General features: G+C 40.5%; 16 protein-coding genes and 1 pseudogene. 6 read left to right on the top strand and 11 right to left on the bottom strand.

Annotation, left to right across the window (positions count from 1 at the left end; all coding sequences use genetic code 11):
- Nucleotides 1–41 precede the first annotated feature (41 nt).
- From ilvC to rpmB, 6 genes are all read right to left on the bottom strand, one after another.
- On the bottom strand, nucleotides 42–1,064 hold the full coding sequence (gene ilvC, locus HT720_RS09875) for a ketol-acid reductoisomerase (RefSeq protein WP_000290683.1): 1,023 nt from the start codon (nucleotides 1,062–1,064) through the stop codon (nucleotides 42–44).
- Between the two features lie 169 nt (nucleotides 1,065–1,233).
- Nucleotides 1,234–1,710 carry an acetolactate synthase small subunit gene (gene ilvN / locus HT720_RS09870; RefSeq protein WP_173276038.1) on the bottom strand — a complete coding sequence of 159 codons (477 nt, stop codon included), beginning with the start codon at nucleotides 1,708–1,710 and terminating at the stop codon, nucleotides 1,234–1,236.
- Complete coding sequence (locus HT720_RS09865; RefSeq protein ID WP_173233491.1) at nucleotides 1,703–3,403, bottom strand: acetolactate synthase large subunit; 1,701 nt, start codon at nucleotides 3,401–3,403, stop codon at nucleotides 1,703–1,705. Before HT720_RS09865 ends, ilvN begins: the two co-directional genes overlap by 8 nt.
- Before the next feature lie 201 nt (nucleotides 3,404–3,604).
- The gene (locus HT720_RS09860; RefSeq protein WP_045605049.1) at nucleotides 3,605–5,272 is read right to left on the bottom strand and encodes a DAK2 domain-containing protein; all 1,668 of its coding nucleotides are present in this window, start codon (nucleotides 5,270–5,272) and stop codon (nucleotides 3,605–3,607) included.
- Between the two features lie 2 nt (nucleotides 5,273–5,274).
- Nucleotides 5,275–5,640: an Asp23/Gls24 family envelope stress response protein gene (locus HT720_RS09855; protein WP_000216442.1), complete on the bottom strand. Its 366-nt coding sequence runs from the start codon at nucleotides 5,638–5,640 to the stop codon at nucleotides 5,275–5,277.
- Nucleotides 5,641–5,794: 154 nt separating this feature from the next.
- Nucleotides 5,795–5,983 carry a 50S ribosomal protein L28 gene (rpmB, locus tag HT720_RS09850; protein WP_001140948.1) on the bottom strand — a complete coding sequence of 63 codons (189 nt, stop codon included), beginning with the start codon at nucleotides 5,981–5,983 and terminating at the stop codon, nucleotides 5,795–5,797.
- 205 nt (nucleotides 5,984–6,188) lie between these two features.
- On the opposite strand from rpmB, the pseudogene HT720_RS09845 reads away from it, so the two are divergent.
- Nucleotides 6,189–6,348, top strand: a pseudogene (locus tag HT720_RS09845) (helix-turn-helix domain-containing protein); the annotation flags it as partial.
- Nucleotides 6,349–6,407: 59 nt separating this feature from the next.
- Here the strand turns inward: HT720_RS09845 and HT720_RS09840 are convergent.
- The 3 genes from HT720_RS09840 to HT720_RS09835 all read right to left on the bottom strand — a co-directional run bounded on the left by HT720_RS09840 (nucleotide 6,408) and on the right by HT720_RS09835 (nucleotide 8,832).
- Nucleotides 6,408–6,755: a glycosyltransferase gene (locus tag HT720_RS09840; protein WP_240156337.1), complete on the bottom strand. Its 348-nt coding sequence runs from the start codon at nucleotides 6,753–6,755 to the stop codon at nucleotides 6,408–6,410.
- Nucleotides 6,739–6,903, bottom strand: a complete 165-nt coding sequence (locus HT720_RS10305) for a hypothetical protein (RefSeq protein WP_225354836.1) — start codon at nucleotides 6,901–6,903, stop codon at nucleotides 6,739–6,741. Before HT720_RS10305 ends, HT720_RS09840 begins: the two co-directional genes overlap by 17 nt.
- A 384-nt stretch (nucleotides 6,904–7,287) precedes the next feature.
- Nucleotides 7,288–8,832: a peptide chain release factor 3 gene (locus HT720_RS09835; protein WP_057487534.1), complete on the bottom strand. Its 1,545-nt coding sequence runs from the start codon at nucleotides 8,830–8,832 to the stop codon at nucleotides 7,288–7,290.
- A gap of 223 nt (nucleotides 8,833–9,055) precedes the next feature.
- On the opposite strand from HT720_RS09835, the gene HT720_RS09830 reads away from it, so the two are divergent.
- Entirely contained in the window at nucleotides 9,056–9,307 is a 252-nt protein-coding gene (locus HT720_RS09830) for a hypothetical protein (protein WP_000471832.1), read from the top strand.
- Nucleotides 9,300–9,545, top strand: coding sequence for a DUF4160 domain-containing protein (locus HT720_RS09825; RefSeq protein WP_001127467.1), 246 nt, complete (start codon nucleotides 9,300–9,302; stop codon nucleotides 9,543–9,545). Before HT720_RS09830 ends, HT720_RS09825 begins: the two co-directional genes overlap by 8 nt.
- 247 nt (nucleotides 9,546–9,792) lie before the next feature.
- On the opposite strand, the gene HT720_RS10300 is transcribed toward HT720_RS09825, so the two are convergent.
- Nucleotides 9,793–9,867, bottom strand: coding sequence for a hypothetical protein (locus tag HT720_RS10300; RefSeq protein WP_232610068.1), 75 nt, complete (start codon nucleotides 9,865–9,867; stop codon nucleotides 9,793–9,795).
- 293 nt (nucleotides 9,868–10,160) lie between these two features.
- On the opposite strand from HT720_RS10300, the gene gatC reads away from it, so the two are divergent.
- Genes gatC through gatB form a run of 3 tightly spaced genes read left to right on the top strand, consistent with a single transcriptional unit; the run spans nucleotide 10,161 to nucleotide 13,371 of the window.
- Nucleotides 10,161–10,463: an Asp-tRNA(Asn)/Glu-tRNA(Gln) amidotransferase subunit GatC gene (gene gatC, locus HT720_RS09820; protein WP_000705419.1), complete on the top strand. Its 303-nt coding sequence runs from the start codon at nucleotides 10,161–10,163 to the stop codon at nucleotides 10,461–10,463.
- Nucleotides 10,463–11,929: an Asp-tRNA(Asn)/Glu-tRNA(Gln) amidotransferase subunit GatA gene (gatA, locus tag HT720_RS09815; protein WP_173276036.1), complete on the top strand. Its 1,467-nt coding sequence runs from the start codon at nucleotides 10,463–10,465 to the stop codon at nucleotides 11,927–11,929. Before gatC ends, gatA begins: the two co-directional genes overlap by 1 nt.
- Complete coding sequence (gene gatB, locus HT720_RS09810) at nucleotides 11,929–13,371, top strand: Asp-tRNA(Asn)/Glu-tRNA(Gln) amidotransferase subunit GatB (RefSeq protein WP_173276034.1); 1,443 nt, start codon at nucleotides 11,929–11,931, stop codon at nucleotides 13,369–13,371. The genes gatA and gatB overlap by 1 nt, the downstream gene beginning before the upstream one ends.
- 185 nt (nucleotides 13,372–13,556) lie before the next feature.
- Here the strand turns inward: gatB and HT720_RS09805 are convergent.
- Nucleotides 13,557–16,130: MucBP domain-containing protein (locus HT720_RS09805; RefSeq protein WP_173276032.1), on the bottom strand; the 2,574-nt coding region annotated here is incomplete at its 5' end.

Genomic DNA, 16,130 nt, shown 5'->3' with positions numbered 1-16,130 from the left:
GAGTTAGTCCCCCAACTCGCCTTCACCTTAATTTCTATCAATTAGTTATAGATTTTGAATGCATCATCGTCGTTTTTACCAACGAAAGGCATTGCTTTACGCAATTCTGCACCAACTTTTTCAATTTCAAGGTTAGCTGCTTGTTCACGGTAAGCAGTCAATTTTGGACGTCCAGCTTTGTAGTCATTGACAAAGTCATTTGCAAATTTACCATTTTGGATGTCTGCCAAGACAGCTTTCATATTTTCTTTAACTTGTTCAGTGATTACACGTGGACCTGATACATAGTCACCGTATTCTGCAGTGTTTGAAATAGATTGACGCATTTTCTTGAATCCACCTTCGTAGATCAAGTCAACGATCAATTTCATTTCGTGAAGAACTTCAAAGTAAGCCAATTCTGGAGCGTAACCTGCTTCTGTCAAGACTTCAAAACCTGCTTCGATAAGGGCAGTCAAACCACCACAAAGTACAGCTTGTTCACCAAACAAATCTTCTTCAGTTTCTTCTTTATAAGTTGTTTCAAGAAGACCTACACGAGCTGCCCCAACACCTTTACACCAGTCCATAGCAATGTTTTTAGCATTTCCTGTTGCATCTTGGTATACTGCGTAAAGAGCTGGAACACCAAATCCTTCTTCATAAGTACGACGTACCAAGTGTCCTGGTCCTTTAGGTGCACACATAAAGACATCTACATCTGCAGGAACTTTGATAAATTCGAAGTGAATGTTGAAACCATGAGCAAATCCAACTGCATTTCCAGCTTCCAAGTTTGGAGCGATTTCTGCTTCGTAAAGTTCTTGTTGGATTTCGTCTGGTGCCAAAATCATGATAACATCAGCCAATTTAGTAGCTTCTGCTACTGTATAAGTGTCAAATCCGTCTTCTTTTGCTTTGTCAAAAGATTTACCTGGACGTACACCGATGATGACATCGCGACCTGAATCACGCAAGTTTTGAGCATGCGCATGTCCTTGTGAACCATAACCGATAACGGCGATTTTTTTACCGTCAAGTGCTGCTACTTTAACATCTTTTTCGTATTCCATTTGAACTGCCATAGTTTTTCTCTCTTTTCTATTATTTATTGCCTTTTAGGCTGGTTTAACAAATTTAAAATATTTTTATACTCAATGAAAATCAAAGAGCAAATTAGGAAGCTAGCCACAGGCTGTACTTGAGTACGGCAAGGCAAAGCTGACGTGATTTGAATTTGATTTTCGAAGAGTATTAATCGCGGGTAAATCCAGTTGCACCCGTACGAGCGATATTGCGAATACCGTATGGTCGAATGACTCGCAATAGAGCTTCACTCTTTTCGGCATTTCCTGTCATTTGAATGGTAATCGAGCTTGGCGCTACGTCTACCACTGTTGCACGGAAAGGTTGAATAATGGCTAGAATCTCAGCTCGCTTCTCAGCTGGCGCTGACATCTTAACCAAAATCACCTCGCGCTCCAAATGAGGCTTGTCTGTAATATCTCGAATGCGAATCACATCAATCTGACGATTGAGTTGCTTGATGATTTGCTCCACTTCATCATGTGAAGCTACATCAATAATAATGGTAATACGCGATACATTCGAATCTTCTGTTGCTCCAACAGAGATGCTTTCGATATTAACCTGACGACGAGACAGAACGCCGGTAAAGCGATTGAGAACTCCTGAACGATTTTGTAGTTTTGCTGTTAACATTCTACGCATGGAACTTCACCCCCAACATCTCATGATTACTCTTACCAGCTGGCACCATTGGCAACACCTGTTCCTTACGAGAAATATCTACCTCGATTAGCATAGGAACATTCTCAGTAATGACTTCAAGGTCTTGAGCCAAGGTCTCAGGATTGTCAAACTTATAGTTTTTAATACCGTAAGCTTGTGCCATCAGTTGAAAATCAGGAAGAGTATCGAAGACTGACTCTGATGTTCTACCTTCATAGAAGGATTCCTGCCACTGGCGGACCATTCCAAGCGAGTGGTTGTTCAACATAACCACCTTGATTGGCACCTTGTAAATGTTCAAAATCGCCAATTCCTGGTTAGTCATTTGGAAACCGCCATCCCCAACAAACAAGACTACTTCCTTATCTGGGTTGGCAATTTTGGCACCAATTGCTGCTGGAATTCCAAATCCCATGGTTCCTAAACCACCTGAAGTCACTAACTGACGTTCATTTTGGTAGGGATAATACTGGGCTGTCCACATTTGGTGTTGACCAACGTCTGTTACCACGATGGCATCTCCATTTGTCAATTCACCAATTCGTTCAATAACAGCTTGTGGCTGAACCACACGCTCTTTCTTGTCATAAGAACGAACACGGTTCTTGTCTTTCGTGACTTTCTCAATCCATTTCTCAGTATTGTTATGAACGGTTGGTTCCGCCAGCAACATTTGCAAGGCTTTCTTAGCATCTCCAACCACAGGAATATCTGCACTGATAATCTTACCAATCTCGGCTGGGTCAATATCAATGTGGGCAACCTTAGCATTCTTAGCGAAAGTCTTAGGATTTCCCGTCAAACGGTCATCAAAACGAGAGCCAATACTAATCATAAAGTCCGTCTCTGTCATGGCAATATTCGCTGCGAATGATCCGTGCATGCCTCCCATTCCAAGGAAGAGTGGATGACTTGTTGCAATCGTTCCTTGACCTAAGAGCGTTGTTACGACTGGAATTTGATAGCGTTCTGCAAATTCATTTAATTCTGCAGCTGCTTCAGCATAACTAATTCCACCACCAGCTAGCAAGACTGGCTTTTTAGCCTTGGATAATTGCTTCAAGATTTTCTTGATTTGCATATCATTTGGCTCAAGAGTCGGCTGATAGCTTGGTAGGTTTACTTCTGGTGAATAAATGAAATCTGTTTCCAAAGCAGATACGTCTTTAGGTAGGTCAATAACAACTGGCCCTGGTCGACCTGTCGTTGCGATATGGACAGCTTCCGTAATGATTCGAGGGATATCAGCTGTCTCACGAACTTGGTAATTGTACTTAGTGATTGGCATGGTAATTCCCACAATGTCTGCCTCCTGAAAGGCATCCTTCCCAATCCCTGCTCGCGCCACCTGACCTGTAAAGACCAAAAGAGGAACACTATCGCTCATGGCATCCGCAATCCCTGTAATGGCATTTGTTGCTCCAGGTCCGCTAGTGACGACGGCAACACCCAACTTTCCAGTTGATTTGGCATAACCTTCAGCTTCATGCAAACAACCTTGCTCATGACGTCCTAGAATGTGGCGAATGCCTTTAAAATTATATATCGCATCATAAAAAGGCAAGACTGCACCACCAGGATAACCAAAGATGGTATCAATTCCTAAATCACGAAGTGTTTCCAAAACTAGATCCGACCCCGTCTTAGGAGATTCTAAACTGATTTTCTCCATTGTTCCCCTTTCTTTCCTCTTAAAAATAACTTGTTACTATCATACCATTTTTTCAAGATTTTTCAAGAGAAAAGAAGAAATTTTCTGAATTTTCTATTTTAATGTTTATTTATGAATGTTATTTTTGTTTTTATTAAAAAAGATACCGATTTCATTTACTAAAAAAGAAAAAAGAACCGATTTCTCAGTCCTTCATTAATCTTATTCCACACTAAATAGGTATGGATAAACAGGTTGTTGACCTTGGTGAATCTCGACTTCAACATCTTCGAATTCTTCTGCGATTTCTTGAGCAATTTCATTGGCAAGTTCTTCGCTTCCGTCTTCACCGACATAGAAGGTTACGATCTCACTATCTTCATCCAACATATGTTTCAAGGTTTCTGTCAAGGTTTGGTGCATGTCAGGGTTTGACACAAGAATTTTCCCATCCACCATACCTAGATTATCGTTTTCATGGATTTCTAAACCATCAATGGTTGTATCACGAACAGCTGTTGTAACGCTTCCGCTAACGACATCGCTAAGAGCAGCTGTCATACGCTCTTGGTTTTCTTCAATGGACTTGCTTGGATCAAAGGCAAGAAGACTTGTCAAACCTTGAGGAAGAGTACGAGCTTCCACCACTACTGCTGGTTGCTCCAAAACTTCTGCTGCAGATTGAGCTGCCATGAAGATATTTTTGTTGTTTGGCAGGAAGATGATGTTACGAGCATTGACCTGTTCAACAGCCTTGATAAAGTCTTCTGTTGAAGGGTTCATAGTTTGACCGCCTTCGATAACATAATCAACACCTTGAGAACGGAAGATATCTGCTAGACCTTTACCAGCCACTACAGCAATCAAAGCATACTCTTTTTCTTCAGCAGGCTTGCTAACTTGAGCAGCTTCTTTTTCAACCTGTGCTTCGTGTTGGTTACGCATATTGTCAACTTTTACCTTGACCAAGCTACCATATTTGAGACCTTCTTGCATAACAAGTCCTGGATCTTCTGTATGGACATGAACTTTGACAATTTCATCATCATTAACAACGAGGAGAGAATCCCCAAGCTCATTCAAGTAGTTACGGAATTCTTCGTAGTCAAAATCTTTAGCATAGGTTGGACCTTGCTTAAGAGCTACCATGATTTCAGTACAATAACCAAAGGTAATGTCCTCAGTCGCTACATGACCAGCCACAGACTTATGATGCTCTGCATTGATCATCTCACTCATGTTGGCAGGAGTCGCTACAAAGTCCTCAGATGCAATATATTCGCCAGTAAGAGCTGAAAGGAAACCTTCGTAGATGAAGACCAATCCTTGACCACCTGAGTCCACAACGCCAACTTCCTTCAAGACTGGAAGCATGTCTGGCGTTTTAGCTAGAGCTGTTTTAGCACCTTCCAAGGCTGCACGCATGACTTCAACAGCGTCATCTGTTTGCTCAGCTTTTTTCTTAGCACCGATAGCAGCCCCACGAGAAACTGTCAAAATCGTTCCTTCAACTGGTTTCATAACTGCCTTATAAGCAACTTCCACACCTGATTGGAAAGCAAGGGCCAAGTCTTGACCTGTTAACTCGTCTTTATCCTTGATAGCTTGTGAAAATCCACGGAAAAGCTGAGACGTAATAACTCCTGAGTTCCCACGCGCGCCCATCAAAAGACCTTTTGCAAGAATGCTCGCTACCTCGCCAACTGTAGAAGCTGGCTTATCTGCAACTTCTTTAGCACCATTTTCAATGGTCATTCCCATGTTTGTTCCAGTATCTCCATCTGGAACGGGGAAGACGTTTAATGAATTGACATATTCAGCTTGCTTATTCAAGCGAGTTGACGCAGCCTGCACCATTTCTTGAAATAAGCTAGTAGTAATTTTTGACACGGTTATTCTCCTACAACTTTGATATTTTGAATGTAGACATTTACAGTCTGAGCAGTAATGCCAAGCTGGTTTTCCAAACTAAAACGAACACGCTCTTGAATGTTTTTTGACACTTCACTAATCTTTGTTCCGTAGCTCAACACGGTATACACATCAACTGCAATGCTGCCATCTTCGGCTGCCTTTACGACGACACCTTTAGAATAATTTTCCTTACCTAGCAGAGCTTGAAAATTATCTTTGAGGGCATTTTTACTAGCCATACCGACCACACCAAAAATCTCAGTTGTTGCACCGCCTACGACAGTTGCAATTACTTCATCTGTTAGTTCGATTTGACCATCTTTTGTATTGATTTTTACAGTCATCCTTTTTACCTCAACTAGTTGATACTCTATTTTATCATATTTCAGCCCAAGTGTAAAAGCAGAATACTGTATCAGCGGATATTTACTCTGCTTTTAAAATGATTTTTTCGCTATGACAAAAGAAAAAGACCCTGAGGTCTCCTTGCTTTTATTATTAAACGCGTTCAACTTTACCTGATTTCAAAGCACGAGCTGAAGCCCAAACTTTTTTAGGTTTACCATCGATAAGAACAGTAACTTTTTGAAGGTTTGGTTTTACGGCACGTTTTGTTTGGTTCATCGCGTGTGAACGGTTGTTTCCTGATACAGTCTTACGACCTGTAAAGTAACATACTTTAGCCATTTGTGTTTTCCTCCTATTAGATCTAATATAGCGGATGTGCTAGCACCACATACCGTACTATGTTATCACACTTTCTTCATTTTTGCAAGGGAATTGGAAGATTTTTTTATTTATTTGTGATTCGAATGTGATAATGTCTTTAGTAAATCGAACGTGAAAATGTCCCATTTGGTAGAATAATCATATGAAAAGGATCCAACTGAATATGAATGAAACGAAAAAATATTTTGTGATAAAAGCTATAGACCAAAGAAAAAACAAAGAAACTAGCCTGTGTCGAACTTAATCTTTCTGAAAGACAAATCAATCGTCTGCTACTAGCCTATCAACAGAAAGGAAAAGAAGCCTTCAAACACGGAAACAGAGAATTGGAAGATTTTTTATTTGTGTCTTAAATCAGATTTTACGTGACATTTTCTGCTCTTCACATGTCATTGTTGATTAACAAAAAACCAGCATTGAAAATAGGTGTATAAAAATCATCTCTAACTGCTACTAAGGAGATGCCTGTAACGTCTAAGTACCACAGCTCATCTATCGGTTTTCTTACGATAATATCCGAGTCTAAATACAGTACACGAACCTCACTTACATACTTAGGAATAAAATACCTAAAGAAGGTAGCGTAAGAAAGTCCCTCAAAGGGCAAACGATAATCTTTCAGAATACTACTGTCAATCGGAAGATCATCATTAAAAATATAAAACTTCCGATTATCATAATGAACACACAGGGATTTTATTGTTGTTTCAACTTTATTCATACTGAGCATTACTTGCTCCTAAGACAATCGCTTTTTTCTCTTCTTTCATTCTTTGTCTCATTTCTTTTTTATTCCCATCATATGTTTCTACGTAACCATTATTTTCGCCCATTCGTTCGTAAAACCATACCGGTGGAGATTTTAGTTGAAGTCCCATTACGGTTTACGATTTTCACATTACGACACTGAGTTTTACGAATCGATTTTATTTGCCAAACGTAGTTAGTAAGGCAGTTAGCTAGGCTACCTACTTTCTGCTACAACGGAAAAATCCACGAATCAATATCATTCGCGGACTTTTACTAGTGAAGCGTTTAGGTAAGGCTATTTTTTACACCACGACACGGAGTTTGGCAAATCGATTCTATTGCCAAACGTAGTTAGTAAAGCAGTTAGCTAGGCCACTCACTACCCGTTACGACGGAAAGTTTTACGAATCGATACCATTCGTGGACTTTGCCTAGTGAAGCGTTTAGGTAAGCCGCCATAGCGCTTACCGTCAAATGACAGCAACTTTATGTTGCTAGTCATTTGTAACGATTTACATCTTCTCCTCCAACTCTACATCTGGATACTTGTCCGCAAACCAGCGGAGGGCAAAGTCATTTTCAAAGAGGAAGACTGGTTGGTCAAAACGGTCTTTGGCCAAGATATTGCGACTTGATGACATCCGTTCATCTAGGTCCTCAGGCTTAATCCAACGAACAGTCTTTTTACCCATTGGGCTCATGACCACTTCCGCATTGTACTCGCCTTCCATACGGTGCTTAAAGACTTCAAACTGAAGTTGACCAACAGCGCCCAGCATGTACTCGCCTGTTTGGTAATTCTTATAAAGCTGAATGGCACCTTCTTGCACCAATTGCTCAATCCCCTTGTGGAAGGTTTTTTGCTTCATGACATTCTTAGCAGAAACTTTCATGAAAATTTCAGGAGTAAAGGTTGGAAGCGGTTCAAACTCAAACTTGTTTTTTCCAACTGTCAAAGTGTCACCAACCTGATAAGTACCGGTATCGTAAACCCCGATGATATCACCTGCCACGGCATTGGTCACATTCTCACGACTTTCAGCCATAAACTGAGTAACATTAGACAGCTTGGCGCCCTTACCAGTACGAGGAAGGTTGACACTCATGCCACGCTCAAATTCACCTGATACGATACGGACAAAGGCGATGCGGTCACGGTGACGAGGATCCATGTTGGCTTGGATTTTAAAGACAAATCCTGAGAAATCCTTATCATGAGGATCCACAATTTCGCCATCTGTTTTCTTGTGACCATGTGGTTCTGGAGCAAACTTGAGGAAGGTTTCAAGGAAGGTCTGCACACCAAAGTTAGTAAGGGCTGAACCGAAGAAGACAGGTGTCAATTCTCCAGCCAGAATAGCTTCCTCTGAAAACTCATTCCCAGCTTCATTTAAAAGTTCAATATCATCCTTGACTTGCTCGTAGAAAGGATTGCTACCAAAAAGCTTATCCCCATCTTCTAAACTAGCAAAACGCTCATCCCCTTTATAGAGCTCCAAGCGTTGATTATAAAGGTCATACAAGCCCTCAAAGGCTTTCCCCATCCCGATAGGCCAGTTCATCGGATAGCTCGCAATACCCAAGACTTCTTCCAATTCTTGCAAGAGGTCCAGTGGCTCACGACCGTCACGGTCCAGCTTATTCATAAAGGTAAAGACGGGAATGCCACGGTGTTTGACAACTTCAAACAATTTCTTGGTTTGCGCCTCGATACCCTTGGCAGAGTCCACAACCATGACCGCAGCATCCACCGCCATCAAGGTACGATAGGTATCTTCTGAGAAGTCCTCGTGCCCTGGCGTATCGAGGATATTCACGCGTTTTCCGTCGTAGTCAAATTGCATAACAGATGAAGTCACCGAAATCCCACGTTGCTTCTCGATATCCATCCAGTCAGACTTGGCAAAAGTCCCTGTTTTCTTTCCTTTTACGGTACCAGCCTCACGAATCTCGCCTCCAAAGTAGAGCAACTGCTCAGTAATAGTAGTTTTCCCCGCGTCTGGGTGGGAGATGATGGCAAAGGTACGACGTTTCTTAATTTCTTCTTGAATATTCATAAGTTCTCTTTCTTTGATTTTCTATTTTTCTTGTTTCAATAGCTAAGAATGATTTTTACATTGGATTTTACCATTCCTTTCAACACTCCATTATATCGGATTTTAGCATTTTTTTCAATTTCTATTTTATATTGAATAAAAGCTTTCCCTTGTAGTCAAATAGATAGAAAACAGTGACAATTCTAGCAAAAATGATATAATAAAAGAAAAAGGAGATATAATCATGTTCAAAGAATTTGGTGTAACTAATTTAGAAGTGACAAAAGATGATATTTACAAGAATCCAAATAACCCTATTTTGCGCATGTATGATGACGATGAATTAATTGGAACCTTTAGTATTCTAACTGGAGAAGTATTGGAAAATTTGGACTTGGCAGACTATGATATTCGTTTTGCTCAAAAGCAAATTGAGTTAAATCGCGATAACTACCTTGAAACATGGAAGGACTACGTGGGACTACTACATGCCTAAATATTCTTTCTTAAAGTATGGTATTGAAATTCGTCCTAACGAACATAACCATAAAGGTCAAAAAGCACATATTCACATTTATATCCACGGAGAAGAGGTCGGCTCAATGTTTCTGAACGGTGAACTGAGAGATGGTAAATTAAAGGCAAAAGACCTAAAAATAATCAGGCAATATGTTTTAGAAAATGCAGATGAACTTCAGGCTTTATGGAATGAATACCAAAAAAGTGCATATTAAAATCAAAGAATCTTAGTTTGCTAATCAACAATAAACAAAAACTATCTAGCAATTTTAATGCCTACTATTCAACTATTGCCCCACTTAGGTATTAACCATCCTACTCCCCCTTGCAATTTTTCAAATAAATGTTACAATAAATATAGAAAAAGGTGTTGCGACAACAACACCCCACAGAGCCGTTTAAGACGGTGGCTGTAATTACATAACTAAAAAATAGCTCGTTAACTCGCCAAAGTTAGGACGGCTATTTTTTTGTCTCTTTTACCAATTCAAGGATGAACTTTAGGAGTGTGATAACAAAGTTACCAGCTACAAACATGAGTGTCAAAGCCTCAAAAGGGGACAAATCTGGTTACTCCTTTCTACTAAGATTTTACAGGTTCTGCACATAAGCATCACCATCCTTTCGATTTCGTAACCACCGTCTTCACTTCTCTGTTAAACTATTGTACCATATATTTTCCCCTTTGAAATCCGCTTTTCAAATAAATCATCATCAAAATCCGTTCTCCATCCTATACCTGTCTTTTTTCATCTTTCCCTCCCTTATTTATAGGAAAATATGGTAAAATAGAACAGACTAAAAATCATCATTTCACGAAAGGATGCAAGATGAAAATTACGCAAGAAGAGGTAACACACGTTGCCAATCTTTCAAAATTAAGATTCTCTGAAGAAGAAACTGCTGCCTTTGCGACTACCTTGTCTAAGATTGTTGACATGGTTGAATTGCTGGGCGAAGTCGACACTACTGGTGTCGCACCTACTACGACCATGGCTGACCGCAAGACTGTACTCCGCCCTGATGTGGCCGAAGAAGGAACAGACCGCGACCGCTTGTTTAAAAACGTACCTGAAAAAGACAACTACTATATCAAGGTACCAGCTATCCTAGACGATGGAGGAGATGCCTAATGACTTTTAACAATAAAACCATTGAAGACTTGCACAATCTCCTTGTCTCTAAGGAAATTTCTGCAACAGAATTGACCCAAGCAACGTTTGAAGATATCAAGTCTCGCGAGACAGCTATCAACGCTTTTGTCACCATCGCTGAGGAACAAGCTCTTGCTCAAGCCAAAGCTATTGATGAAGCTGGAATTGACGCTGACAATGTCCTTTCAGGAATTCCACTTGCTGTTAAGGATAATATCTCTACAGACGGCATTCTCACAACTGCTGCCTCAAAAATGCTCTACAACTATGAGCCAATTTTTGATGCGACAGCCGTTGCCAATGCAAAAGCCAAGTGTATGATTGTCGTAGGGAAAACCAACATGGACGAATTTGCCATGGGGGGGTCAGGTGAAACTTCTCACTACGGTGCCACTAAAAATGCTTGGGACCACAGCAAGGTTCCTGGTGGATCATCAAGTGGTTCTGCTGCAGCTGTAGCCTCAGGACAAGTCCGCTTGTCACTTGGTTCTGATACGGGTGGTTCTATCCGCCAACCTGCTGCCTTCAACGGGATTGTTGGTCTCAAACCAACCTACGGAACAGTTTCTCGTTTCGGTCTCATTGCCTTCGGTAGCTCATTAGATCAAATCGGACCTTTCGCACCAACTGTTAAGGAAAACGCCCTCTTGCTCAACGCTATTGCCAACGAAGATGCAAAAGACTCTACTTCTGCTCCTGTCCGCATTGCCGACTTTACTTCAAAAATCGGTCAAGACATCAAGGGCATGAAGATCGCTTTGCCTAAGGAATATCTCGGTGAAGGAATTGACCCAGAAGTTAAAGAAACCATCCTGAATGCCGCTAAGCACTTTGAGAAACTTGGTGCTATCGTTGAAGAAGTCAGCCTTCCTCACTCTAAATACGGGGTTGCCGTATACTACATCATCGCTTCATCTGAAGCTTCATCAAACTTGCAACGCTTTGACGGTATCCGTTACGGCTACCGCGCAGAGGATGCGACTAATCTTGATGAAATCTATGTAAACAGCCGAAGCCAAGGTTTCGGTGAAGAGGTGAAACGCCGTATCATGCTTGGAACTTTCAGCCTTTCATCAGGCTATTACGATGCTTACTACAAGAAGGCTGGTCAAGTCCGTACCCTCATCATCCAAGATTTCGAAAAAGTCTTTGCGGATTACGATTTGATTTTGGGTCCAACTGCTCCAAGTGTTGCCTATGACTTGGATTCTCTCAACCACGATCCAGTTGCTATGTACTTAGCTGACCTCTTGACCATCCCAGTCAACTTAGCTGGTCTCCCAGGAATTTCTATTCCTGCTGGATTCTCTCAAGGTCTACCTGTCGGACTGCAATTGATTGGTCCTAAGTACTCTGAGGAAACTATTTACCAAGCTGCTGCTGCTTTTGAATCAACAACAAACTACCACAAACAACAACCCGTGATTTTTGGAGGTGACAACTAATGAACTTTGAAACAGTCATCGGACTTGAAGTCCACGTAGAGCTCAACACCAATTCAAAAATCTTCTCACCTACTTCTGCCCACTTCGGAAATGACCAAAATGCCAACACTAACGTGATTGACTGGTCTTTCCCAGGAGTTCTGCCAGTTCTCAATAAAGGTGTTGTCGATGCCGGTATCAAGGCTGCTCTTGCTCTCAACATGGACATCCATAAAAAGATGCACTTTGACCGCAAGAACTACTTCTATCCTGATAATCCCAAAGCCTACCAAATTTCTCAGTTTGATGAGCCAATCGGTTATAACGGTTGGATTGAAGTCGAGCTAGAAGACGGTACGACCAAGAAAATCGGTATCGAGCGCGCTCACCTAGAAGAAGATGCTGGTAAAAACACCCACAGTACAGACGGCTACTCTTACGTTGACCTCAACCGCCAAGGGGTGCCATTGATTGAGATTGTATCTGAAGCAGACATGCGTTCTCCTGAAGAAGCCTATGCTTATCTAATAGCCCTCAAGGAAGTTATCCAGTATGCTGGTATTTCTGACGTTAAGATGGAAGAAGGTTCTATGCGTGTGGATGCCAACATCTCTCTTCGTCCTTATGGTCAAGAGAAATTCGGTACCAAGACTGAGTTGAAGAACCTCAACTCCTTCTCAAATGTTCGCAAAGGTCTTGAATACGAAGTCCAACGTCAAGCCGAAATCCTTCGCTCAGGTGGTCAAATCCGCCAAGAAACACGCCGTTACGATGAAGCTAACAAAGCAACCATCCTCATGCGTGTCAAGGAAGGGGCTGCAGACTATCGCTACTTCCCAGAGCCAGACCTACCTCTCTTTGAAATTTCAGATGAGTGGATTGAGGAAATGCGTACAGAGTTGCCAGAGTTTCCAAAAGAACGTCGTGCGCGTTACGTGGCTGACCTTGGCTTGTCAGACTACGATGCTAGCCAGTTGACTGCAAATAAAGTCACTTCTGACTTCTTTGAGAAAGCTGTTGCCCTCGGTGGTGATGCCAAACAAGTCTCTAACTGGCTTCAAGGTGAGGTTGCTCAGTTCTTGAATGCTGAAGGCAAAACACTGGAACAAATCGAATTGACACCAGAAAACTTGGTTGAAATGATTGCCATCATCGAAGACGGGACTATCTCATCTAAGATTGCCAAGAAAGTCTTTGTCCACCTAGCTAAAAATGGTGGTGGAGCGCGTGAATACGTTGAGAAAGCAGGTATGGTTCAAATCTCAGATCCAGCTGTCTTGATTCCAATTATCCACCAAGTCTTTGCGGATAACGAAGCTGCTGTTGCCGACTTCAAGTCAGGCAAACGCAACGCAGATAAGGCCTTTACAGGATTCCTTATGAAAGCAACCAAAGGCCAAGCCAACCCACAAGTCGCCCTTAAACTCCTTGCCCAAGAATTGGCGAAGTTGAAAGAAGATTAAAAAATAATCTCCAGATTAGGAACTATCCGTGAGTTCTCTAGTCTGGAGATTTTTCAATATACTTCGTTATTAGGCGGTTACACTTAAAAAAGCCCTTCCTCTAGGAGTAGAGGAAAGGCTTTTTTCTTGATTATCATAAACTTCAGAATGATAGATAAGCGACTTATTACGCTTTATACCATTTCTTACTCCTTATCATCTTTACGACGTCTTGAAACTAAACCTAAGCCAGTCATTGCTGCTAAAGCTCCAAGAAGGAGAGATGAAGTTGATGATTGAGTACCTGTATTCGGAAGTTCCCGTTTACCATCTACAAATGTTGATTCATTTGAACTCGCTATTTGAGTTGATTTATCTGATGTCACTGTTACATCTGAATGATCTGGGGTATCTGATTGTCCAGGAACATCTGGATGATTTGGCTTATCCGATTGTCTAGGCACTTCTGGATGAGAAGGAGTTCCATCATGACTTGGAGTAATCACTTTCTTAAAGATATGGGTTGTTACATTTCCAACTAAAATAGTCTTGACATATTCATAGCCAGTAAATGTTCCCTTATCTTTTGTACCATCTTCTTGAGGTTTTAGAATATTACCTTCAGTATCTTTCCAAACTGTTGATTTACTTTCTTCATTACTTGGAGTTGAAGGTGTTGGTGAATATGGTGTTGAAGAAGATTTCTTAGTATACACATGAATTGTATTTCCATCTTTATCTTTCTTAGTTTCTTTGTAAATATACTCTGGAATGTCTTTCTTATCCTTCGTCCCTTTGTCTGAAGGATTGATTTCTTTGCCTTCTTCATCTACATAACTTGTTACGACTTGACGGTATACATGCCTTGTATTTCCTTTTTCGTCTTTCTTACTTTCTTTGTAAATGTACTCTGGAATGTCTTTCTTATCCTTCGTTCCTTTATCTGAAGGGTTGATTTCTTTGCCTTCTTCATCTACATAAGTTGTAACAACCTTACGGTAGACATACTCAACAGTTGCAACTCCTTCTTTTAATTCTCCTGACTCAGGATCAGATGTTTCAGATTTCTTCACGAATTCATAAACATCTCCGTCAGCAGTTGTAATTGTTGTTGGTTTGTGATCAGTTGTATCGTACTGAGTTCCAACTAAATCACCATTAACATCCATCACTGTTGTAGGAATTTCTTTACCTTCAGATGTACCTGAAATTGATAATCCATTCTCATCTACATAGTTAACAACTACAAATCCAATATGAGCTTCTGGTAATTCTTCTGTAGCATTTTGTAATTCATATACATAAGTGACAACCGATGTTCTACCTTTTACATCTGATTTTTCTGCATCTGAATATTGCGTTACTTTTATAAATTTGTAAACTTTTCCATCAGCTGTTTTAATAGTTTCTGGTTTATTGTCTGTTGTGTCATATGGTGTTTTCACTAGCGACGCTGGAGTATCGATTACTGATTTATCAACTTTAACACCAGTTTCAGTAGTTCCTGATAATGGACGACCAGCTTTATCAATATAAGTAACAATTACATTACCATATTTTTGTTTTGTTTCATGTTCTGGTACTTCTTCATAAACATAAGTAACATTTTGTGGTTGTTCACTTACCTTACCTTTTTCCTCAGCTGAACCTGGTTTAGTTGTTGCAGTAAGAATGTATACTTTACCATCTTTTTCGATACGTTCAGGTTTAAAGTCTGATGTTGAAGTATCGTAATCTGTTCCCACTACAGTATCTTTTGGTTGTACTGTTTGAGTTTCTTTTAATGTAACTCCAGTAGTTGTTTCATAAGATACTGTTACTCCTTGACCTTTAACTGCTCTATAAGTGTAAGTAGCTGTTTGAGGTTGTTCAGTGAAATTAGTTGGAATTTTATCTACTTTTACAAATTCATAAACCTTACCATCTTTATCTGTAATGCGATTTGGATGTTCTAAGTTTACTTTTTCGTTTAGTGATTTCTTACCAGTATTTGTTGGATCTTTGATTTCTTTTCCAGATTCATTAACAAATTTTTGAATAATTTCACCTTTTACTTCAGTGTAAACATAGGTTACAACAGTTGGAGTTTCAGTTACTTTACCATTCTCTTTTGAAGAGCCTTCTTTCACCCCACCATTTTTCTCTACAAGTTTATAAAGTTTTCCATCTTTCGTAATCGTTAAGTCTTTAACAGTTGTAGTGTTATAGTCATCTCCTGTTGGAACTTGAGATTTCAAGTGGTTATCAGATTTGATTGATTCACCAGCTTCATTTTCGTACTTAACAGTCACATCACCATTTTGTAAGGTATACACATAGGTGATGACCGCTGGACTATCACTGACTTTACCGGTTTCTGGAGCGGAATCTGCTTTGGTCTCTTTCAGTTTATATACTTTGCCGTCTGCTGTTTGAATTCTTGGTTTCTTAACATCTTCTGGCGTTGTATCGTAAGCTGTTCCTGTTTCGACACCTTTTTTCAATTCATTTGGTGTTGAAATTGCTGTTCCTGCTTCGTCTTCGTACTTAACAGTCACATCACCATTTTGTAAGGTATACACATAGGTGATGATCGCTGGGCTATCACTTACTTTACCAGTTTCTGGAGCGGAATCTGCTTTGAGACCTTTCAGCTTGTACACTTTGCCATCGGCTGTTTGGATACGGTCTTTCTTAATCTCTGCAGGGGTTGTATCGTAAGCTGTTCCTGTTTCGACACCTTTTTTCAATTCATTTGGTGTTGAAATTGCTGTTCCTGTTTCGTCTTCGTACTTAACAGT

The sequence above is a fragment of the Streptococcus sp. 68 genome (assembly GCF_013277415.1).
Classification (GTDB): Bacteria; Bacillota; Bacilli; order Lactobacillales; family Streptococcaceae; genus Streptococcus.
Note: the sequence above shows the minus strand (reverse complement) of the source record. Positions and strands in the feature narration are given on the sequence as shown.